20 protein-coding genes and 1 tRNA gene are annotated in these 19,896 nt (G+C 59.1%); 9 read left to right on the top strand and 12 right to left on the bottom strand.

The features are described 5' to 3' along the window. Positions 1-19: 19 nt before the first annotated feature. From NW833_RS06595 to NW833_RS06580, 4 genes are all read right to left on the bottom strand, one after another. Complete coding sequence (locus NW833_RS06595) at positions 20-739, bottom strand: hypothetical protein (RefSeq protein WP_414396062.1); 720 nt, start codon at positions 737-739, stop codon at positions 20-22. A gap of 3 nt (positions 740-742) precedes the next feature. Continuing rightward, positions 743-1,420 carry a hypothetical protein gene (locus tag NW833_RS06590; RefSeq protein ID WP_414396060.1) on the bottom strand — a complete coding sequence of 226 codons (678 nt, stop codon included), beginning with the start codon at positions 1,418-1,420 and terminating at the stop codon, positions 743-745. A gap of 98 nt (positions 1,421-1,518) precedes the next feature. Further along, on the bottom strand, positions 1,519-2,634 hold the full coding sequence (locus NW833_RS06585; protein WP_414411937.1) for an aldo/keto reductase: 1,116 nt from the start codon (positions 2,632-2,634) through the stop codon (positions 1,519-1,521). Then, the gene (locus NW833_RS06580) at positions 2,635-3,924 is read right to left on the bottom strand and encodes a cysteine desulfurase (protein ID WP_414405196.1); all 1,290 of its coding nucleotides are present in this window, start codon (positions 3,922-3,924) and stop codon (positions 2,635-2,637) included. Between the two features lie 142 nt (positions 3,925-4,066). Between NW833_RS06580 and NW833_RS06575 the strand changes: the two genes are divergently transcribed. Next, complete coding sequence (locus NW833_RS06575) at positions 4,067-4,285, top strand: chlorophyll a/b-binding protein (RefSeq protein ID WP_414411936.1); 219 nt, start codon at positions 4,067-4,069, stop codon at positions 4,283-4,285. Between the two features lie 98 nt (positions 4,286-4,383). Next, positions 4,384-4,689: a photosystem II assembly protein Psb35 gene (gene psb35, locus NW833_RS06570; RefSeq protein WP_414396052.1), complete on the top strand. Its 306-nt coding sequence runs from the start codon at positions 4,384-4,386 to the stop codon at positions 4,687-4,689. A gap of 147 nt (positions 4,690-4,836) precedes the next feature. Here the strand turns inward: psb35 and NW833_RS06565 are convergent, their stop codons facing one another. Together NW833_RS06565 and NW833_RS06560 are read right to left on the bottom strand one after the other, a co-directional pair. Further along, entirely contained in the window at positions 4,837-5,988 is a 1,152-nt protein-coding gene (locus tag NW833_RS06565; protein WP_414396050.1) for a glucose-6-phosphate dehydrogenase assembly protein OpcA, read from the bottom strand. 110 nt (positions 5,989-6,098) lie between these two features. Further along, a complete protein-coding gene (locus NW833_RS06560) occupies positions 6,099-7,697 on the bottom strand; it encodes a glucose-6-phosphate isomerase (RefSeq protein WP_414411935.1) in 1,599 nt (532 codons plus the stop codon). A 185-nt stretch (positions 7,698-7,882) separates the two neighbouring features. On the opposite strand from NW833_RS06560, the gene ribD reads away from it, so the two are divergent. Continuing rightward, on the top strand, positions 7,883-9,004 hold the full coding sequence (gene ribD, locus NW833_RS06555; RefSeq protein ID WP_414411934.1) for a bifunctional diaminohydroxyphosphoribosylaminopyrimidine deaminase/5-amino-6-(5-phosphoribosylamino)uracil reductase RibD: 1,122 nt from the start codon (positions 7,883-7,885) through the stop codon (positions 9,002-9,004). Between the two features lie 79 nt (positions 9,005-9,083). Next, positions 9,084-9,329, top strand: a complete 246-nt coding sequence (locus tag NW833_RS06550; protein ID WP_414411933.1) for a hypothetical protein — start codon at positions 9,084-9,086, stop codon at positions 9,327-9,329. Here the strand turns inward: NW833_RS06550 and NW833_RS06545 are convergent. The 4 genes from NW833_RS06545 to crtE form a co-directional block, all read right to left on the bottom strand. Continuing rightward, positions 9,326-10,153, bottom strand: coding sequence for a DUF1350 family protein (locus NW833_RS06545; protein WP_414411932.1), 828 nt, complete (start codon positions 10,151-10,153; stop codon positions 9,326-9,328). The two genes, NW833_RS06550 and NW833_RS06545, sit on opposite strands and share 4 nt — an antisense overlap. 280 nt (positions 10,154-10,433) lie before the next feature. Then, positions 10,434-11,033, bottom strand: a complete 600-nt coding sequence (locus tag NW833_RS06540; RefSeq protein ID WP_414411931.1) for a hypothetical protein — start codon at positions 11,031-11,033, stop codon at positions 10,434-10,436. A 39-nt stretch (positions 11,034-11,072) separates the two neighbouring features. Continuing rightward, a complete protein-coding gene (locus NW833_RS06535) occupies positions 11,073-11,534 on the bottom strand; it encodes a divergent PAP2 family protein (RefSeq protein WP_414396042.1) in 462 nt (153 codons plus the stop codon). Between the two features lie 50 nt (positions 11,535-11,584). After that, complete coding sequence (crtE, locus tag NW833_RS06530; RefSeq protein WP_414405190.1) at positions 11,585-12,478, bottom strand: geranylgeranyl diphosphate synthase CrtE; 894 nt, start codon at positions 12,476-12,478, stop codon at positions 11,585-11,587. Between the two features lie 229 nt (positions 12,479-12,707). Here crtE and hemE point away from each other — a divergent pair, with 229 nt between their 5' ends. After that, positions 12,708-13,808: a uroporphyrinogen decarboxylase gene (hemE, locus tag NW833_RS06525; RefSeq protein ID WP_414405189.1), complete on the top strand. Its 1,101-nt coding sequence runs from the start codon at positions 12,708-12,710 to the stop codon at positions 13,806-13,808. Positions 13,809-13,878: 70 nt separating this feature from the next. Here hemE and NW833_RS06520 read toward each other — a convergent pair whose 3' ends face one another. Further along, positions 13,879-14,349, bottom strand: a complete 471-nt coding sequence (locus tag NW833_RS06520; RefSeq protein ID WP_414396037.1) for a hypothetical protein — start codon at positions 14,347-14,349, stop codon at positions 13,879-13,881. A 519-nt stretch (positions 14,350-14,868) separates the two neighbouring features. On the opposite strand from NW833_RS06520, the gene NW833_RS06515 reads away from it, so the two are divergent. The 3 genes from NW833_RS06515 to NW833_RS06505 are packed head-to-tail and all read left to right on the top strand — an operon-like array spanning position 14,869 to position 19,133. Further along, positions 14,869-17,061: a phosphoketolase gene (locus NW833_RS06515; protein ID WP_414411930.1), complete on the top strand. Its 2,193-nt coding sequence runs from the start codon at positions 14,869-14,871 to the stop codon at positions 17,059-17,061. Between the two features lie 46 nt (positions 17,062-17,107). After that, positions 17,108-18,496, top strand: coding sequence for an AAA family ATPase (locus NW833_RS06510; protein WP_414411929.1), 1,389 nt, complete (start codon positions 17,108-17,110; stop codon positions 18,494-18,496). Continuing rightward, positions 18,489-19,133 carry a Rho termination factor gene (locus tag NW833_RS06505; RefSeq protein ID WP_414411928.1) on the top strand — a complete coding sequence of 215 codons (645 nt, stop codon included), beginning with the start codon at positions 18,489-18,491 and terminating at the stop codon, positions 19,131-19,133. The genes NW833_RS06510 and NW833_RS06505 overlap by 8 nt, the downstream gene beginning before the upstream one ends. A 35-nt stretch (positions 19,134-19,168) precedes the next feature. Here the strand turns inward: NW833_RS06505 and NW833_RS06500 are convergent, their stop codons facing one another. Continuing rightward, positions 19,169-19,729 carry a GDYXXLXY domain-containing protein gene (locus tag NW833_RS06500; protein ID WP_414411927.1) on the bottom strand — a complete coding sequence of 187 codons (561 nt, stop codon included), beginning with the start codon at positions 19,727-19,729 and terminating at the stop codon, positions 19,169-19,171. Between the two features lie 34 nt (positions 19,730-19,763). Here NW833_RS06500 and NW833_RS06495 point away from each other — a divergent pair. Next, positions 19,764-19,835, top strand: a tRNA-Met gene (locus NW833_RS06495). The last annotated feature ends 61 nt before the right edge of the window (positions 19,836-19,896 follow it).

Below are 19,896 nucleotides of genomic sequence, written 5' to 3'. Positions count from 1 at the left end.
AATCCCGATTTCGAGTGTATCAGCAAGCGGTTCCAAAAGAGGGCGGAGGAGCTTGCTGGCGGCGCTCTTCCAAGCTGGCTGCTATAGCAGCTAGGCAGTCTTGCAGGGGGGAGCCCCGCTCCAGGTGCTGGACGGCAACGGCATAGGCTTCAGGGTGGGCTTGCAACAACGCTCGGCTCTGGCGCAAGAAGCGGTTCATTTGAACCCTCACTTGAGCAGCAGAGGCCAAAGGCGGGGCAGCCCGGATCCCTGACAGGAGCTTAGCCAACTGTTGCCTATCCTCCTCATCTCCCACCACTTGGCCATAGTGCAGAGACTCTGCGGCAGCCCCTGCCATCCAAAACAGGCCGTAGCGCTCCAGATCTGCCCAGGAGAGGCCCCCCTGGGCTTCCCAGGTGTGCATGGGGGCCGGATCCAGCTCCACTCCGCCGTAGCCCGGGATCCCCCGTCGGAAGGCTTGCCAAGGGCTGAGCACGTAGCCGCGCAAGGGGATCCCCAGCAGGTGAGCCACCAAAATGTGTCCCGCCTCGTGGCGGATGACCCGCTGCCGATAGGCTGGAGAAGCCCAATCCAGGAGCGCGCCCAGCAACCCCGACAGCCGCCCCCCAAAGGCCACCTGTTCGACAATCCCCAAGGCCACCATCCCAGCCAAAGGCAGAGCTAGCCACGGCCCCAGAGCCGCCGAAGCCACCAAGGCCGCCACGATCCAAGCCGCGCGGGTGATTCCAGCTTCCGACATCGCTTAGGCTTTTGCCTCCGGGCCTAGCTCGAGCGCCAGCAGCTCATCGGCCAACTGCAGAAACGCCTCCCGATCCAAATAGGAAACATCCCCTACCCATTCCCCTAGCTTGACCACGTAGACTTCGCTCAAAGTCGGCCGGCGCCGCAGATCGCGCGAATAGGCTTTCACCAACGCCAACACCGATTGTTTCTTAACAATTCGCCGGTAGCGGGGATCATCCCTAGCCCGCACGCGGTAAGTAACCCCCGTTTCATCGCCAATTTCCATCTCAAACTGGCGCTCTCGCACCTCCTCGATGTAGAGCTCCCCGTCCTCATCCAGCTTTTTCCGCTCTTCCACCACCACCTCGTAGCGGCGGGTACTCAAGACCTGGCCAAAGAAGAGCCCTCCGTAAGGGATCTCGCGAAAAGCCATCTGCCGGCGGGAGATGGTGTAGAGGGGCCCCCACAGGAAGGGGTAGAGCAACGAGAGAAACCCTGCCAGAAAGGAGACTGCCCCCAGGAAGGATCCCTCGCCAAAAGCGCGAGACAGCACCAGCAGCGCTACGCCCACCAAAATCGCCGTAATGATCCGGCCTACGCTGTTGAGGGCATCGCTCCAGTAAGCGGCGTACTGGAGCCGCGTAGGCACTAGCGGGATCACCGACTCGCACTCTTCTGGGGTAAGCTCCAACAACATGCACCGGGATCCTCGAAAGAACCAGACCCCATCTTAGAATGAGGCAGAGAGGCTCTGGGGCAAGTTTCCGGGGTCAGACAGCAGGTGGCCCATTTTCTTCACTCCCACAGCCGCCGAATGGGAGAGCGGTGCAAAAGGCGGTGGGTTTCAGCCAACAAGTCCGGGATCGGCAGGTGCTCGGGACAGCGAGGCAGACAGTCGCCGCACTCGGTGCAGCGGTCAGCAGGTACTCCCGGGAACCAGTGCCCCGCCTGGCCAAACATGTTGTAGCGATACTGGGCAAACTCCGTCATCTCGTGGGCAATGGCCAAGTTGCGCAGCCGCAGCACCTCTGGGATGTGGATCCCTTCTGGACAGGGTAGGCAGGCATAGCACTGGGCACAGCGGCTGGACCCCAGGCGTTCTTGCTCTACCTGCCGCAGCCGCTCCTGCACCGCTAGGCCCTCCGTCCACCAGCGCTCCGGATCCTGCAGGGCCACCAGGGCTGTTTGTAACTCGTCAGGATGGGTGATGCCTAGGCTGAGGGTGTGGATGCGGGGATCCGCCAGCAAAAAGCGGTAGGCAAACTCCAAGGGGCTAAAGGGCGCACAGCTCTCCTGCAGGCGCTGGGGTGGGCGGTAGAGCATTCCCCCCTTGTCGGCGGGGGAGATGATGAACACCCCCATATCCTGCTGGGCCGCCGCCTCTAGGGCCGGTGCATTGCGCTGCTGGAAAAAGTGGTAGTGCAAATTAACAAAGTCAAACTGGCCGGTCTGGATGGCCTCTAGGATTAGCTTCAGGGATCCATGGGTGGAAAAGCCGATGTAGCGCACCAGCCCCTCCTGCTGCGCCTGCCTGAGCAGCGGCAACCCTTCCCGCAGTACCCACTCCAGGTGTTCGGGCAGGTTGATGCCATGGAAGGCAAACTGATCCAGATACTCCACCTGCAGCCGCCGCAGGGATCCCTCTAGTCGTTCCCGCAGCCTCTCGCCGGGCGTAAGCTTGGTGGTCAGGATCAGGCGCTGCCGCGGCACTGCCAGCTTCTGCAGGATCTCCCCCAAGAGCACCTCTGCATGGCCGTAGGCCTGCGCCGTTTCCAGGTGGTTGATCCCTGCCTCCAGCGCCGCTGCCACCGTGGCCTGCGCCTGCTCCGGCGGCACGTTGACCAGCCGCATGCTGCCCAGGGAAAAAGCCGACATAAGCTGCTGGGTGCGTCCAAAGCGGCGGTAGAGCATCTAGCCCAAGGCCTCCCTGAAAAACGCCACTGCCTCTGCCAGCACCTCGAGGAAGCGATCCACCTCGGCCAGGGTGTTGTAGAGGTAAACGCTGGCCCGCGCTGTTGACTGCACCTGCAAGTGGCGGTGCAGCGGCTGGGTGCAGTGGTGGCCAGCTCGGATGGCGATCCCCTGCTCATCCAGCAGCGTAGACAGGTCGTGGGGGTGGATGCCCTCCGCTGAAAAGCTGACCAGTCCTGCCCGGCGCGCCGGATCCTTGGGGCCATAGATCTTCAGGCCTGGAATGCGCTGGAGCCCCTCCAGGAGGCGAGCGGTTAACTTTTGCTCATGGGCATGCACGCGCTCTAGCCCAATCTGGCTCAAGTAGTCTACGGCTGCCCCCAAACCCACCGCTTGGGCAATGGCCGGCGTGCCCGCCTCAAACTTGTGGGGGATATCGGCGTAGGTGGCGTGATCCCAGTACACCTCAGCAATCATCTCGCCCCCACCCAAAAAGGGCGGCATGGCCCGCAGCAGCTCCCGCTTGCCGTAGAGCACCCCAATCCCAGTGGGGCCGCACATCTTGTGCCCAGAAAAGGCCAGCCAATCGCAATCTAGGGCCTGCACGTCCACGGGCATGTGGGGCACACTCTGACAGGCATCCAGCAACACCCTAGCCCCGTAGCGATGGGCTAACTCAATCACCTCCCGAACCGGGTTGATGGATCCCAGCATGTTGGAGACGTGAGCTACCGCCACTAGGCGGGTGCGATTGCCCAGCAGAGAGCGGTAGTGCTCCAGATCCAGCTCGCCTTCGGGCGTGATCTGGATAAACCTAAGGCAGGCCCCCGTCTTCTGAGCCACGAATTGCCACGGGATCAAATTGCTGTGGTGCTCCATCACCGACAGGATGATCTCGTCTCCCCGCTCTAGGGTGCTCATGCCCCAACTGTAGGCCACTAGGTTAATGGCCTCGCTGGCGTTGCGGGTGTAGATGATCTCCTGCGGGGAGGGCGCATTGACCAAGCGGGCAATCTTCTCCCGCGCCCCCTCATAGGCCTCAGTGGCTTCGTTGCCCAGGGTATGCACCCCCCGGTGCACGTTGGCGTTGCTGTGCCGATAGTAGAGATCCATGGCCTGCAAAACCGCCAGCGGCTTCTGGGAAGTGGCCGCATTGTCGAAGTAGATGAGCGGCTGGCCGTTGATTTGGCGCTGCAGGATTGGAAAATCCGGCCGCACCTGGGCAGCTAGGTCGGCAGCGGCATCAAAAGCCTGGCCCAGCTTGGGGGAAGAAAGAGGGGATACCGCCATAGTCTGCGCAGAAGCCTACCTCCCTCAGTATGGCATCGCTCTAGGATCCACCCCGAAAACTCTCCCTTGCCGGCAGAAGAGAGTTGTCACAAACTGTAATTTGGTGTTAATTTTCTTTGAGAAAGGTTATGAGGTATTAACCATGCAACCCTCTCCCCGGATCCCTTCTCGCCTGGATTCTGCTTCCGTAGCTAAGTACTACGACACCACCAACGACTGGATCCCAGGCTGGACGGAGCAGGCGGAGCGCTGGAATGGCCGCCTGGCTATGGTGGGTTTTGTCATCAGCATCGTCACAGAGGCGCTAGTGGGCCACAGTGTTTTCGCCAGCACCCTCGCCCAGTGGCTGGGACTGCGGTAGCTCTGGCAAGGCAAGCTAGAGAAAGCGGCGGCGGGCCGCTAGGATCCCAGTTCTTCTCCCGCCAGCTTGTTGGCTTAGCACTTCGACACTAGACAGCAATGCTTGACAACCCCTTCCTCCCCTACATTGCTGTGATGGTAACAGGCCTAGTGGCTGCCGTTGCCCTGGGTTCGATAGCGTTCTTTAACTCCAAGCGCCCTGCAGGCTGGGAGGGTGCTGTTCGTCCACCCTACGTGCCGCAGTATGGGCAAGAGGGCGAAGCTCCACCGGCATGGGAAATTGGCTGGACGGAGCAAGCTGAGCGCTGGAACGGGCGGCTGGCCATGCTGGGGTTTGCCATTAGCATCGCAGTGGAAGCACTAGTAGGCCACAGTGTGCTGGCCTTTGTCCTAGGCCTGCGCTAACAGCCGGCCCGGATTTCTTGAGCAGGTCTCTTGGGACGTCCTGAGCAGCCAAGGCTTTCGTTGGCCAAGCGGTGGGTTGGGTAGAGCTTGAACATAAAACGGGATCCGTCTCCCCAAGACCGATTTTCTTCAAGCAGGCTCAAGACTCTACCCCGTTGCTGCGCTTTTGCTCAACTTGAGGATCTGGGCCGCCACGCCTAGGGTTTCTTCGTAAAGATAGTCAGGGCCAGGCCGCTGCAACTCGGCAGCCAGCAGCGTTTCCAAGGAATCCTGCTCCAGGGGTGCCACCTGGCGAACCACGCATCTCTGGGCACCTCCCCTGGCTTCCATGCGCATGCAGCCGGTGGTTTCCGAACAAAGCACGGTGCAGGCGTTGGCTTCCTGGTTGCTCGAGGTGAGGCGCAGCCCAATGAGGTCCCCCGGCTGGCTAGTCTCCGAGACCAGGGGTACGGCGGCCAACTCTGCCTTCACCTCACCTCCAGCTTGAGTTTGGAAGCGGATGAGGTCAATCTCATAGTCCTGTTCCCGGCTCTGCGCTCGCTCGGTGGGCGTCCACCCCAGACGGCTGGCCAGCCAGCTCAGGAAAAGGAGGGCCTGGCAGGGGTTGCCGGCTTTGTAGTCAATGGTTACCTGATCTATCCAGTACAAAGACTCCCGCCGCTCTGGCGGGTCGAAGGCTTGGGCAGTGAGTTCCTGCCAGGGCAGCAGCCGGCGCCAGTTGAGATCCCCGCAGTGGTGTCCCTCGCTGACGAGAAGATTCATCTCCTGCAAGTCTTCCTCGGGATTGACAAAGCCCCGCGAGTCAACGATGACGCGGCTGCTTAGAGCCACCAACTTCTGAAACAGCAAGCTGTTCAAGTCCAGGTTGCCTTGCCACCACAGGAAGGTGGGCAAGTTGGGGATCAACAGCGAGGCGACGGTGCTGCAAGCCCGCACAAGAGCCGATTCCGGTGCCTTCAGGGTGATGTATTCGCAACACACTAGCGAGCTGCGCTGTTCGCGCGTCACCGGACAGTAGGCAGCTACCTGGGCCTCGAGGGTGTCGTCTGTGGCTCCCTCCCGTTTGGCCCGCAGGTCAATGACGCGGCAGGGGTTTTGGCTAGCAATGGCCTCGACGGTGGGGGAAGGCAGCAGCAGGGCATCGTCTAGCGACTCATACACCACCAGGGTAAAGGTGGCGGCCCGGGCGGCAACGCTCTCTTCCTTGGAGGACCAGATTTTGTTGAGCTCCTGCTCGATTTCCTCCAGGGAGACGTCTTTTGGGGCTTGCAAAGGCAGGACGGCAGCAGGTTGATCCATCGTCTCCTCCTGCAGTGGGCTTTTGCTTGATTCTAGGCAGACAGACCGGCTGCCCAGGAGGGGTTTAAGGTGAGATACAGATCTTTCTTCAGGCTGCCTCTTCTAAACCCTCAGGCCAGACGCGGCTGGATGCTCAGCTCCAAGGGTCGGCCAGGATCCCCCACAAGCACTAAACCGCGGCCATTGGCATGTAGATGTCGCACAATCCAGTACAGCGTTTCGATGCGCTCCGGGCAGCCCAGTTTTTCTGCCAACTGAGTTAGGGTCAGGGATCCTTTTTGCTCTTGCATCACCTCCAGCACCTGACGCTGGAGCTGCAGGACGGCGCTAGCCGCTTTCTTGCCGGCTTCCACCCCCGGCTGGTGATAGGCGTTGACCTGGATCAAGGAGGCGTAGAGGCCCACTGCCCGTTCGTAGAGGGCAATCAGGGCCCCCACGGAGCGGGCATCCACCCGCGGCAGCGTCACCGTGATGGAGTCGCGCCCGTTTTCGTAGAGGGCCTGGCGGGTGCCCTGCAGTAGGCCATCCAGGTAGTCGCCGCTGGTTACCAGTGGCTCTACGAAGGGGGAAGGGATCCCGGGCTCGCGATCCTGGAGCACCTCGATGAAGGTGACGAAGAAGTTGTTCAAGCCCTCCCGCAACTGCTGCACGTAGGCGTGCTGATCGGTGGTGCCCTTGTGGCCGTAGACGGTGAGGCCCTGCTCCACCAAGTTGCCCTGCAGGTCGTGGGACTTGCCTAGGGACTCCATCACCAACTGCTGCAGGTAGCGGCTAAACAGGGCCAGGCGGTCTTTGTAGGGTAAAACCACCATATCCTTGCGCCCCCGCCCCTCGCCGACGATGTACCAAGCCATGGCCAAGAGGGCAGCGGGGTTGCGCTCCAGCTGGGGTACGCGGGTGGCCTCGTCCATGGTGGCGGCCCCGGCCAGCAAAGCCCGGATGTCGATCCCCTGCAACGCTGCCGGCAACAGGCCTACTGCCGAAGTTTCTGACGTGCGCCCCCCCACCCAGTCGAAGATGGGGAAGACCGCCAGCCACCCTTCCCGCTGCGCCTGCTGCTCCAATTGGCTGCCGGGACCAGTAACGGCTACTGCCTGGCTGGCAAAGGGGATCCCGGCCTTTTGGTAAGCCAGCGCCACCTCCACCAAGCCGTTGCGCGACTCGGGCGTGCTACCGGATTTGGAGGCAACAATCACCAGGGTCTGTCCCAGTTTGCCCGCTAGCTGTCCCAGCACCCGATCAAACCCGTCGGGATCCGTATTGTCGATGAAGTGGATGTTCAAGGGCGGCTGCAGGGGAGCCAAGGCCTCCGCCACAAATTGCGGCCCCAGGGCCGAGCCGCCAATGCCAATCCAGAGCAGCTCGGTGAAACGCCCTCCTCCACTTGCCGGGATCACGCCGCCGTGGATCTTTTTGGCAAAGCTCTCCACCTGTTCAACGCAGTCTTGAATTGCCTGCCGGATTTCGGCAGTGGGAGCCAGCTCCGGCGCCCGCAGCCAATAGTGGCCCACCTGGCGACCTTCGTCCGGGTTGGCAATGGCCCCGGCTTCTAAGGCCTGCATTTCAGCAAAAGCCCGGGCAAAGAGAGGCCGCAGGGCCTCCACTTGGGCAGGGGTAAAACGGATGCGGCTGATATCCACAAAAATTTCCAGCTCGGGATGGTAGTAGAGCCAATCGCAGTAGCGCTGCCAAAGTTGAAGGCTGTCCATGGGATCCCTTCTGCCAAGGCCGTAACCAGCTTACCAAAAACGCCCTCCAGCTCCTGGACGGGCCAGCGGGTGAAGTCGCCAACAGCGCCCAGATCCGTCGCGCACTTGAAGGGAACGGGTCGGCTTTTGTTCCCCAGATGGCAAGGCTAGAATCCAGAGCAACTGTAGCTTGATCCCGGCCCCTTATGAACTCGGATCGGCAATGGATGGAACGCTGCCTCTCCTTGGCCCGCTCGACACCACAGCGCCCCTCCCCTAACCCGCGGGTAGCCTGCGTTATTGTCCGGGGGGATCAGGTGGTGGGGGAAGGTGTTCATCTGGGAGCCGGCCAGCCCCATGCCGAGGTGTTGGCTTTGCAACAGGCGGGATCCCTGGCCAAGGGCGCTACCCTCTACGTCAACCTCGAGCCCTGCAACCACTACGGGCGCACCCCTCCCTGTACCGAGGCCATCCTGGCTGCCGGGATCCGGCGGGTGGTGGTGGGAATGCAGGATCCCAATCCCCTGGTGGCCGGCAAAGGGATCCGCCGCCTGCAGGAGGCAGGGGTTGAGGTGACGGTGGGGGTGCTGGAGCAGGAATGTCAGGAGCTCAACGAAGGCTTTGCCTTCGCCATTGTGCGAAAGCAGTGTTTTGGCCTGCTCAAATACGCCATGACCCTAGACGGCAAGAGCGCGGCCACCACTGGCCACAGCCAGTGGATTAGCAACCCCTTGGCACGAGAGTGGGTTTACCGCCAGCGGACCTGGCACGACGCCGTGATCGTTGGCTCCCAAACCGTTTGGCACGACAACCCCCGCCTCACCTGCCGCCTGCCGGATTTTCAGGGATCCCAGCCTCTGCGGGTGGTTCTCAGCCGCTCCCTTAACCTCCCCCCAGTGGCCCACCTGTGGCAAGTGGAGGAGGCGCCAACTTTGGTGATTACCGAAGCCACTGAGGCCCATCCCCTCTGGGGAGCCCTGGCCAAGCAAGGGGTGGAGCTGCTGCACCTGGATCGAGTAACCCCGGCTCGAGCAGCGCAGGTTCTCTTTGAGCGAGGCTGTCTAAGCGCCCTCTGGGAATGCGGCGGCACCCTGGCCTGGGCAGCCCTCAAGGATGGGGCCATTCAGAAGGTGGCCGCCTTCATCGCTCCCAAGATCCTGGGAGGGGCCAACGCACCAACTCCCGTAGAAGGGGAAGGGATCCCTGAGGTCAACCAGAGCTGGCAACTGCTGAAGCCGCAACTGCAGACCTTGGGAGACAACTGGCTAATTAGCGGGAAGCTGGCTCCCTTCCCTCTGGCCGCTGAGGCAGGGTTAGCTTCTTCCTGAGGCTTTGGACCCCTTGGCCTCCTGCCCATGGCAGGTAAGCAGCAGCGATGTTACACTAAGTTACAGCATAGATTACGATATGTTGATCATCCTTGCTATTGTTGTCTTGCTGGGATTTTGGGCGCTGCGCCTGATGGAGCAGGCTTTCCAGCGGCAGGAGTTCTCGCGCATGCTAGCGGGAACCTTAGTGGCTACGGCTGCTGGTGGCCTCTTGACCTGTTACTTCCTGATGAGCGACATCCTACGCCTGTTGTTTTACCTGCAAGCCCACTCTTCTTCCTCCTATGCCCAAGATCTCCTCTCGGATCTCAGCTGGCTCGACTAGGCCAGTTGGGCTGACAACCAGGCTTTGATGCGCTGGATCAGGAGGTAGTTGGGGGCAAGCAAGTTTTGGTAGAGAAGCTGTGCAAGAGCGTCGACAGGGCTAAACTCTTGCCCAACCAGGAAAGGATAGCTAAAGCCCAGAGGAGTTAGGTGATCCCCCTCTAGACGCTGCCATTCGGTGTGCTCCCCGTACTTGCGAGAAAGTTGCTGATAGAGCAGTGGAATATCGTCAATATCATCCTGCTGAAACTCTACAAGCAGGTTGTTTCTCACCGGATACCGCTCCTCAATGAGGCGATTGGTCTCTGCCGGAGAGGGCTCAAACTCCAACCACAGGTTTACCGGCGGTGACGAGGATCCCATCCACATCCGCCACAGATCGCTGAGTTGCTGTTGAGGCCACGCTTGCACCAACACCTGCAACAGCGGCAGCGCCCGCTCCAACCCGGCATTGCTGTAGGCCAAAAAAATATTGCCGCGCCGCTGGGATCCCAAAGAAGGGAGGGCTAGGCAGGAGAGGATCTGCAGCTTACCGCCAAGGCTGTGGCCCAAGCCAAAGAGGGGTAAGTCCATCAAGCCTTTGCTCTGCAGGCTTCTATGGAGAGATCGTGCTGCCTTGAAAGCTATTTGGGCGTGATCGAGGTCGGTGGCGTAGGCAGTGGCTACAACGGCCATGCCCATGCGGGCCAATTCTTCCAACAGACGGCTGTAGAAAAACTGCGGCGCAGATCCCACAAACGCTCCGCCTAGAAAGTGGATTACGGCGCGGGGTTGGGGAGGCAGAAGCAACCAAGTCTCTCCATCCGTTTGCCAAGTCGGTTTCATGGCGCAGCAACCTCACCTGCCATTTGACTGAGATTCCTCCCAACGGGATCCCCCTTCATCCTAATTGCCCCCTCTTTGCAAGGGGAAGGGCAAACTGGACAAGCCTTCCTAGGAAAGCCTTGGCGAGGCCTTGTGAAAGTACCACTAGTAGTTTCCCGGGGCAAAGTTAGCGCGAACGGCCCTGGACTTTGGCCAAAATACGTGTGGTTATGCCAAGCATTTGTTGTATTCTGGGCTTGTGAGCTAATCGATGATGAAGCGCTATGCCCACGGGACGTAGCTAGAACAGCAGCGTGCAGAAGCTGGTCAACAGCAGTGTCAATGCCGTCAGAAGCAGGCTAAAGCTCCACAGCCACACCGCAGCAAGCAGTAGGATCCCGATGACCCAGATGAGCAGGGCATTCCAGTAGGGTCGGTTAGGGGCTTTGGAGACGTTAATTCTTTGAAAGAAAGGCAGCAGGACAAATGCCACATCCAGCAATAGACGCGGCAGCCGCAGATCCTGGGGTAGCGGCCGATCCCGCACTGCCAGGTAGAGCAGCCCCCAGCTCAATAGAAGCGGGATCAGCAGCAGATAGTTGGACTCGGCCAGCAGCGGCCGATCCACCACCAGGGGAAACAGAGGGCTGATCCCCCAGCCCAGATAGAGGTAAAAGTTGAAGTTCAGCAGTGGCCGCAGCAGGGGGGGTAGGTTGAGGCTCTGAATACTCCCCCGGGCTCCAACTCTCTTGCCCCCAGATCCGCCTTCTCGAGGGATCGGCTTTGCCCCAGCTCGCCAACCGCAGTAGTCACAGTAGGGAGACTTGTACCGGTAGGCTGGGATGGGCTTACCACAGGCCGGGCAGCGTTGGAGGGGACGAGGTTGGGAATTGGAGGCCATGGTTATCCCTGATGCGGCTGCTCCAGGATGCCTCAAGCTTTAGCTAATGCCCAAAGCAAACGAGAGGGTAATACAGGCCGCCCCTAGGGCTGCCCCGGCGAGCACCTGGATGGGCGTATGGCCCAGCAGCTCTCGCAGGTAGGGCTCCTGGAAGCGATCGGCGCCTTTCTCTTCCAACCATTCTTCTAGGAGGCGGTTCAACACCTGCGCCTGCTTGCCAGCAGCCTGGCGGATCCCGGCAGCATCATACATCACCACCAGGGCAAAGACCACCGTTGCTGCAAACAGGAGGCTATCCCAACCTTCCTCTAACCCCACGCCCACGGCCAAAGCAGTCACCAGGGCCGCATGGGAGCTGGGCATCCCCCCCATCTCCAGCAAGACCCGCAGGTTGAGCTTGCCCGAGCGCACATAGGCCAGGATGAGCTTGATGGCCTGGGCTAACCCACTGGCCAGCAGGGCAACCCAGAGAACATGGTTAGCCATCAACTGTTGCAGCATAGGGCTCTCCGGCAGAGGAAGGGGGGAGCAAGGCCTCCAAGGGGGGCAGGTTAATGCTGGCGGCGGGCGATGAAATCTGCCAGGGCCAACAGGGGCTCAGCCTGGGATCCATAGGGGCGCAGCGCCTGCTTAGCCGATTGGATCAGCTCTTCGGCCTTCTGCCGAGAGGCCTCTAGACCCAGCAGGCTGGGGTAAGTGGCTTTGGCAACCACTTGATCTTTGCCTGCTGTTTTGCCCAACTGTTCGCTAGTGGCAGTGACATCCAAAATATCGTCGACAATCTGGAAGGCTAGGCCAATATCCTGGGCATAGTGGCTCAACCGCCCCAGCAGCTCCTCATCGGCCCCGGCCAGGATCGCTCCTGAGACCACTGAGGCCTCTAGCAGGGCGCCGGTTTTGTGGCGGTGGATGTACTCCAGGGTTTCCAGGGAAATGGCCTTGCCCTCCGACTCCAGATCCACCACCTGGCCTCCCACCAAGCCAGTTGCCGCAGCCGCATGGCCAATGCGGGCAATCACCTCTAGGATCCGCTGCGGCGGCACCCCCCGCGTTTGGCTGGCGATATGCTCAAAAGCGTAGGCCAGCAGGGCATCGCCTGCCAAAATGGCGATATCCTCACCAAACACCTTATGATTGGTGGGCTTGCCGCGGCGAAAATCATCGTTGTCCATGGCCGGCAGATCGTCGTGGATCAACGACATGGTGTGGATCATCTCCAGCGCACAGGCCGTAGGCATGGCCTGCTCCACCGAGCCGCCGGCCAACTCACAGGCTGCTAGACAGAGGATGGGCCTGAGGCGCTTCCCCCCTGCCAGGAGGCTATAGCGCATTGCCTCATAGAGGCGTTCTGGATAAGCAGGCCTAACCGCGGCAGAGAGGGCTTCCTCCACCTGTTGCTGCCGCTGGCTTAGGTAGGTTTCTAGGTCGAAAGTTTGGGCAACCAAGCTGGTTTTCCTCTCAACTCAGCCCCAGAGGATCCCTGGCGGGCAGCTCTACAACAAGGCCCACAGGCTGACATTATCGCATGTTCGCCCGAGCTCCGGATCCCTCCTGCCAAGGCTTGCTTTGGCTTATGGCAAGAATTGAAGTACTGGGATCTTTGGAGTGCAAGCTTGCGCCGTTTGTCATCTCGGTGTCAGGATGCACTAAGGGTCTTCACTGGCTGAGTTTTTCATGTCCCACTCACCTGCCTACCTCAGCGCTTCTCCTCCTCCCGATGGCGATGGCAACCGCCTGCTACGGGCAGCCCGCGGGGAAGTGGTGGATCGCCCCCCAGTTTGGATGATGCGCCAGGCGGGCCGCTACATGGCGGCCTACCGCGAGTTGCAGAGCAAGTACACCTTCAAGCAGCGCTGCGAGATCCCGGAGCTAGCCATCGAGATCTCCTTGCAACCCTTTCGCGCCTTTGCCCCCGACGCCGTGATCCTGTTCAGCGACATCCTCACTCCTCTCGAGGGCATGGGCATTACCTTTGAGCTGGTGGAGAACCAGGGGCCGATTATCGACCCGCCAATTCGCTCCCAAGCCCAGATTGAGCAAATCCGACTGTTGGAGCCAGAAGAAAGCTTGCCCTTCATCAAAACCATTCTCACGACCTTGCGCCGTGAGGTGGAAGGGAAGGCGACCCTGCTGGGCTTTGTTGGCTCACCTTGGACCTTGGCCTGTTACGCTGTCGAGGGGCGCAGCTCCAAAGACTATGCCTACATCAAGAGTTTGGCTTTCACCCAGCCGCAGCTCTTGCACCAGCTGCTGGGCAAGCTGGCCGATAGCATTGCCCGCTACGTGATCTACCAAATTGAGAGCGGTGCCCAAGCGGTGCAGTTGTTTGATACGTGGGCTGGCCAGCTCAGCCCCAGCGATTACGAGACCTGGGCTTTGCCCTACCAAAAGCAGATTGTGGATCAGGTCAAGGCTCGGTATCCCCAAGTGCCGCTGATCCTCTACATCAACGGCAGCGCCGGCTTGCTAGAGCGGGTGGGTAAAGCTGGTATCGACGTGTTCAGCCTTGACTGGATGAGTGACATGGCAGAAGCTAGGGCCCGTCTGGGATCCCTGGCTGTCCAGGGCAACCTCGATCCAATGGTCTTGCTGGGATCGCGGGAGTTGATCCGCCAGCGCACCCTGGAGGTGATTCGGAAGGCGGGCTCGCGGGGGCACATCATGAACCTGGGCCATGGGGTTCACCCTGCCACCCCTGAGGCCAATGTCCACTACTTCTTCGAGACGGTGCGCCAATCGCCAGAGCTCCTGAGGGCCGCTTCCCCAGCTTCCTGACTGAAGCCCAGCAGGCTCCGGTGCCCTTTTCTCTCCAGCCTGCCGAAACGCTGCGCGAGGATCCCCCCCTTCAATCGGGCTCGAAAGATCCGTCCTCCTCTTCTAGGCTCCAGCTTGCTGCCAAGGCGTCCGCCATTGCCGCCCGCAGCGCGCGAGTATCTGCCCACAGTTGCGCGGGATCCGACAGCGGATCCGACAGGGGAACCAAGCGCAAGATGCGGTGCTCCTGCACCAGATCGATCACCACGCTAGGCCGTTCCGTGCCCACCTCTGCCACCTCAGCGGGGGAGGGATCCCGCAAGCAGGCGTAGTCGAAGCTGTTTAGGTTTAGGTAGAGGCTGCGATTGGCCACCAAGGTGGCCGCCGTTGCATCCTGAAATACCTCCATCACATAGCCCTCCCCCTGCCTTTGCACCTGACCTTCGACGATATCGAAGTAGCGAACCCGCCCCAAATCCGCCAAAAGACGGTAAATATCCCGCTTGTTAACCAAAATTCCGCTGTCGACAATGCAGGGGGCACAAGGACGACTCTCGGTCATAGGGCAGCTAGTCTTGAGGCACAAATAGGTGGGTCGGGAAGTTGTGTTGAATCCTCAATTAGGGCAAAGAAAATCCAAAGACTTTGCGAAACTCAAGCTACCACAGGATGACCTCTCCCTTTCTTTGCCAAGGGCTGCAGGCTCCTTAAAGATCCCGCTCTGGCCTCCCTTGAATGTATCACAGCTTTTCCAAAAGGGACATGGGTCTTCGCTTTCAAGATGTCTCCACGATATAAGGTCAAGCAAACTGGTTGAGCATCTGCCGTCTTTGATCTACATATTGTGGAAAAATAAGCGGCCAAGGAGTTTGAGACACTAGATGTTGTAGGCAACAGCAAGAACAGCCCATCTCTGCCCCAGTCTCTGTCGTCGATGAGGAAGATAGACCGCGCAACCTTTTGCCTGCCCAAGCCAGAGGCGCAAGGGAGAGTGGCGGCTAGAAGAGTTCGGCTTAAAACCTCCGAAAAGCTTTATCCGGTTTAAAGTGAGGATTGACCTGACAAGAGTGAGGCTTGGCCGATGACAACTGCCCCAATTCCCGCCTTCTGCCAAGGGATCCGCTACTTTGGCGATCCCTGGCCGGAATTCGACCGCCTGGGCCAGGAACCTGCAGTGGATGCTGCCACAGGCAAGCTGCGGGATCCCGGCAGCCGTATGGCCGCCTACCAGACCTTGCTCTATGCCGATGCGCTGCGCTACCTCACCCTGCAGATGACCGCCAGCAAAGCCTCGGGCCACCCGGGCGGATTTGCCAGCCAAGCGGAAGCCTATGCCGCTTTGGTGTACCTGGGCCAAAAGAACATCCCTACCGAGGTGGGCCACCACGCGCCCGGCTTCTATGCCGCCATGTTCTTGGATGGATCGCTGGCGGAGATGGGCATCCACACTGTCTCCGACTTGCAGGCTCGCTTCCGGGAACGGGAAGGGCTGCTGGGTCACCTCTCTGGCTACGTCCCTGGCCTGCTAGCGCCAGCAGGGCCCCTCGGGCAGGGGCAGCATTTTGCCATGGCCGCCGCCTTGCTCTATCCGGATCGGCTCTTCCCCGTCACCATCGGCGATGGGGGCTTGGGGGAGCCCTACGTGATGAGCTCTATGCTTCACTTTCACACCGCCTTCCCGCAGCGCACCAACTTCCTGCCGGTGCTGGTCTGGAACGGCTATAGCCAAGAGCACCACAGCATGATCTCGACCTTCACCAACGCTCAGATGGTCGAGTACTGGCGGGGCAATGGCTTTGAGGAAGTGGTGCTAGTCGACGCCAAAGACTTCGACGATGCCCAGCAGCCCGGTCCCTATGTGGATAGCACCCAATTTTCTCTGGAAGCCCGTCTGGCCTTTGCCCAGAGGGTACTGACCGAGATGGAGCGGGCTATCCAGTCAGCTCTGAGCGGACATCTGACGGTTTTCATCCTCAAACAACTCAAAGGAGCAGGCGTGCACGCCAAGGGATCCAAATCCCACAACCTCTATGCCCACCACACCTTGGATCACCCCGACATCGTGGCCGCTCTGCAGGCACGGGCCCTCCACCCAGCCGCTTGGGCTTTGGTGCGCCAAAACTGCGAGCGGGCAGCCGGTGGACCAGCCGCCAAGGTAGTTGTCACGGAGTCCGTCCGGCCCTTGCCGCCGCTGGGATCCCTGAACTTAACCGAGTTCCCCCTCGGCGATAAGCAAGTCTCCACCACTGCCATCGGCGCCTTGGTGGTGCAGGTGGGGCAGAAAGACCCTGACTTTCTGGTAGCCAATGCCGATGGCAACGAGGCCTCTGGTCTTGCCAATGTCAACCAGGGCCTGAAAGTCATCCACCCCACAGTGGATCCTCTCTACAACCAACAGCCCCAAGGGCGGGTCTACGAACCCCTGAGCGAAGATGCCTGCGCTGGCTTGACAGGGGGCCTGGCACTCTTTGGCGGGCGCTCCCTCTGGTGCTCCTACGAAGCCTTTGCCGTCAACGGCTTGCCCATCTGGCAGACGGTAACCCAGGCGATGGCGGAGCTGCGCCGCCCCACTCCTTCCGCTATTGCTCTCTTCACGGCTGGAGCGTTGGAGCAGGGACGCAACGGCTGGACTCACCAGCGGCCGGAAATTGAGGCCTACCTAGCGGCCATGATGCGCAACGGCAACATCTTCCCCCTCTTTCCCCCCGACGCCAACTGCGCCCAAGCTGCCTACGAGTGGGCCTTATCGACCTTCAACAAAGGGATCCCGATCTTTGCCAGCAAAACCCCCCTGCCCATCCGCACCACCCTAGAACAAGCCCGCCAAGCAGTGGAGCAGGGTTGCACTGTGCTGCAGGAACTACCTGGCTCCCGCACCGTGGTCTTTGCCGTGGTGGGAGATATGATCCTCCTGCCCGTCTTTGCCGCCGCTGAACAGCTCAAGGCCCAGGGGATCGGCAGCAAAATTGTCTCTGTGGTCAACCCCCGCCGCCTCTATCGCCCCGTCGACGTGGCCTGGTCCACCTGTGCCCAAGCTGATGGGGAGTTCATGTCTGACCAGGAGTTTGCTGCCTGGTTTGCTGGCGAGGCCCTTATTGGCGTAACCGGCGGATCCAGCCTGATGTTGGAGCCCCTGTTGCTGCGCTACACTGGCCCGCGCGACATCTTTGCCTGGAAACGTGGCGAAACCACCGCCACCCCTACGGAACTCATGGACTACAACGGCCTGACAGCCCAGGCGCTGGCAGAGAGGGCAAAGCAATTGCTAGGCTAAGGGCAAGCTTTTAGCTTGGTCAGCATTGTCCACCTTATTTTTTCCTATGACTGAGGCTAGCTATCTCCGAGAGAAGCTTGAGAGTATATCTCCCACCGAGAGGGTAGAGCGAATTGTTGTCCAACGCTTTGCTGTTCCTCTCCTGCAGGCGCTTGGCTTTGACGAGTCGGAAATTAGAGAAGAATTCGAGACAGGTTGCGGCCAAGTCGATCTCGCAGCAAGAAAGAACGGAGATCCTGAAGATATTTTCTTGAGATCCCCGAAGAATCCCTACTTGCTTTTGGAGGCAAAATCTAGAGTGGTTAACCTCAGAGAAGGATCTTACTATAGAGATGCAGTTTGTCAGATAGAAAGTTACTTGCTTGCCAAGAACTGCAAATCTGCAAAATGGGGAATTATCACCAATGCAAATAACATCCAGCTTTGGAGGAAGCACGGAAAAGTCGTTCACCCCGCTACAGCAAACCTTGATATTAGCCCAGATAACATTGAGAGCATAGTGCGTAACTTGCGAGACAAGATAGAAAACTATGAGCGCGCTCTGACTGTATGCGTGTATAACAATAAAGGGGGCGTAGGCAAAACAACGACGGTCATTAACCTTGCGGCAGCACTAGCCACCAAGGGAAAAAAGGTCTTAGTTGTTGACTTTGATTCTCAGGGTGATCTGACAGGAAGTTTGGGAGTCACTCCTGGAAAAATTACACTGACGCAATGTTTAAGGGATCCCAAAATAGACGTCCATGCCATTGTCCAAACATATAGACTCGAGGGTAAACGGATTATATTTTCCATCTTCGAAATCTTTGACAGACTCAAAGGCAAGCAGAGTACCCTTCCCATCTTCGACATTATCCCAAGAGACCCTGAACTAGAGACGTTGACTGATAGCCGGGCAGTAGCATATATCCCAAAGGGAACTCGGCGCCTTCGCGATCTCATTGCCCCTCTTCGCAATGAGTATGATTACATCCTAATCGACTGCCCAACTCAATGGCTTTACTTTAGCCAGAGTGGTGTTTTTGCTGCCGATGTTATTTTGATACCTACCCGCCCCGACGATCTGTCTTCCCTGAATAATGCTGCTAGAGTAATCACCCAGTTTATTCCAGAAACTGCTAGGTCACGACAGGATGGTGGTCCCAGGACTTTGCCTATCTTTTTCAATGGCGTCCCCTCCTCAGGAAGCGAAAACACTATTAAACGAGCACATGATGAGATAGACGAAATTGTTAGCCAAGAGAGAAGCATGAACCTACTTCCATATTTCCGGCCAAAACCTAAGAAAGGTAATGAGGACAAATACATTTTCAGAATACCTGAATATGCAGTGATAAAAACTGCAGCCTTTGAAGGAGTCCCTGCCGTCTTTAAGCGCAGGAGAGTTTTAGAATGCTACCAGAGTCTTGCCCGTGAGTACTTTATCGATGAGTGAGTTTTCAGATCTAGGTAGGTTGGTTAACTTACCCCTTGAGAGCATTACGCCCGCCGACGGGTTTTCTGCTCCCTCCTTCCTTGTTACAGCAGCCGCAGATCAGCTAAGGGCGACAGGAGGACACAACTGGGTTCCTCTGCTGGTGGCCGAGGCTGGCAACTATCAGTACAAGGCCATTGGTAACCATTTTGTCTATGCAGTTGCTCGAGAGGCAGGGCTGGAGAGGCTCTGGTGCATTGTTGTCGATCCTGATCCAGAGCAGGTTAAGCAGGCCCAAATCCTCACCAGAGAAATTGTCCCAAAGGTGAATCTGACAGAGGCCCCGAGAGAAACTATCTTGGCCGCGTTGAGATACCTGGCCGAGCAACCTGGCACTCCGCTCAAGGGAGTTGATGTAACCATTGCAGCCGCGCGAATTGCGGAGGCAGATAGGAGCTGGTGGCAGGACTTAACCCCCATAACCAAGCTGGGGTGCAAAATTACACGAGGCAAAAAGTTGGAGGCCCTGAAAGAAGTATTTTTTCTAGCTCCTACAGCGCCACCTCCTAGCCAGAAGAAGTCGTCTAAAAAATCCACGGCATCTACCAGGGCCAAGAAAACAAGCGCAACTCGCTCGCGGAAAAAGAAAGAGGGCTAGAAGGGCGGCAGAGCAAGACCAGCTTTACTCTTCTCTTAGTACCGCTGTTCTCCTACCCAAAGGCCCACCAGCGCTGCTTGGCCCCAGGGATCCACCTTCACCTCTGCTCGCAGTGTTTCTGGGTTGCGGCGGATCTCTAGTTCCAGAACATCTCCCAGCGCCTCTGGAATGAAAAACTCTTCGATCCCAAACCTGAGCTGCCACCCATCGAACCAACCTTTCAGGGCGACCTCCGCAGGCTGCAGATCCTTGGGTCGGTCGCGGCTGATGCCGATGGCCTGCCAGGGTTGAGCGGGATCCCCATTGGGAGGGGCCAAGCGCAGGTAGAGGAGCCCTGGCTTACTGAGCTCAGGTGACCAGCCTGGCAACTTTTCCAGCTCAGGAGACTGGGCAAGCGTGTAGCTCAAAGCTATGTACCGACCTCGCAGAAGGTCGTAGGGATCCACAGGAGCTACTTGTAGATAGATTGTGGTGCCGGTGGCGAGGGTCAGGGCTTTGCGGGCGGGTATCGCCGCAACTAGGCCCACCTGTAGCAAGAGGGCCAGCCAAAACCGCCATCTGGGCAGGGATCCCGACATGGGTGGCGAGCAGTTCAAGCACAAAAATGCTATCCTAGGTAAGCATCTTCCTGGCTCAGTAGCTCAGCGGTAGAGCAGGGGACTCATAAGCCCTGGGTCGCGTGTTCGAATCACGCCTGAGCCATCCCAAGAAGAGGTTGGCGTAGTGCTGGTGAATCCCAGATACACTAGTCAAGCCTGCTCCA

Source organism: Synechococcus sp. O70.1 (assembly GCF_047462215.1).
In the GTDB taxonomy this organism is placed as follows: Bacteria; Cyanobacteriota; Cyanobacteriia; order Thermostichales; family Thermostichaceae; genus Thermostichus.
This window is presented reverse-complemented; position numbering and strand designations above follow the sequence as displayed.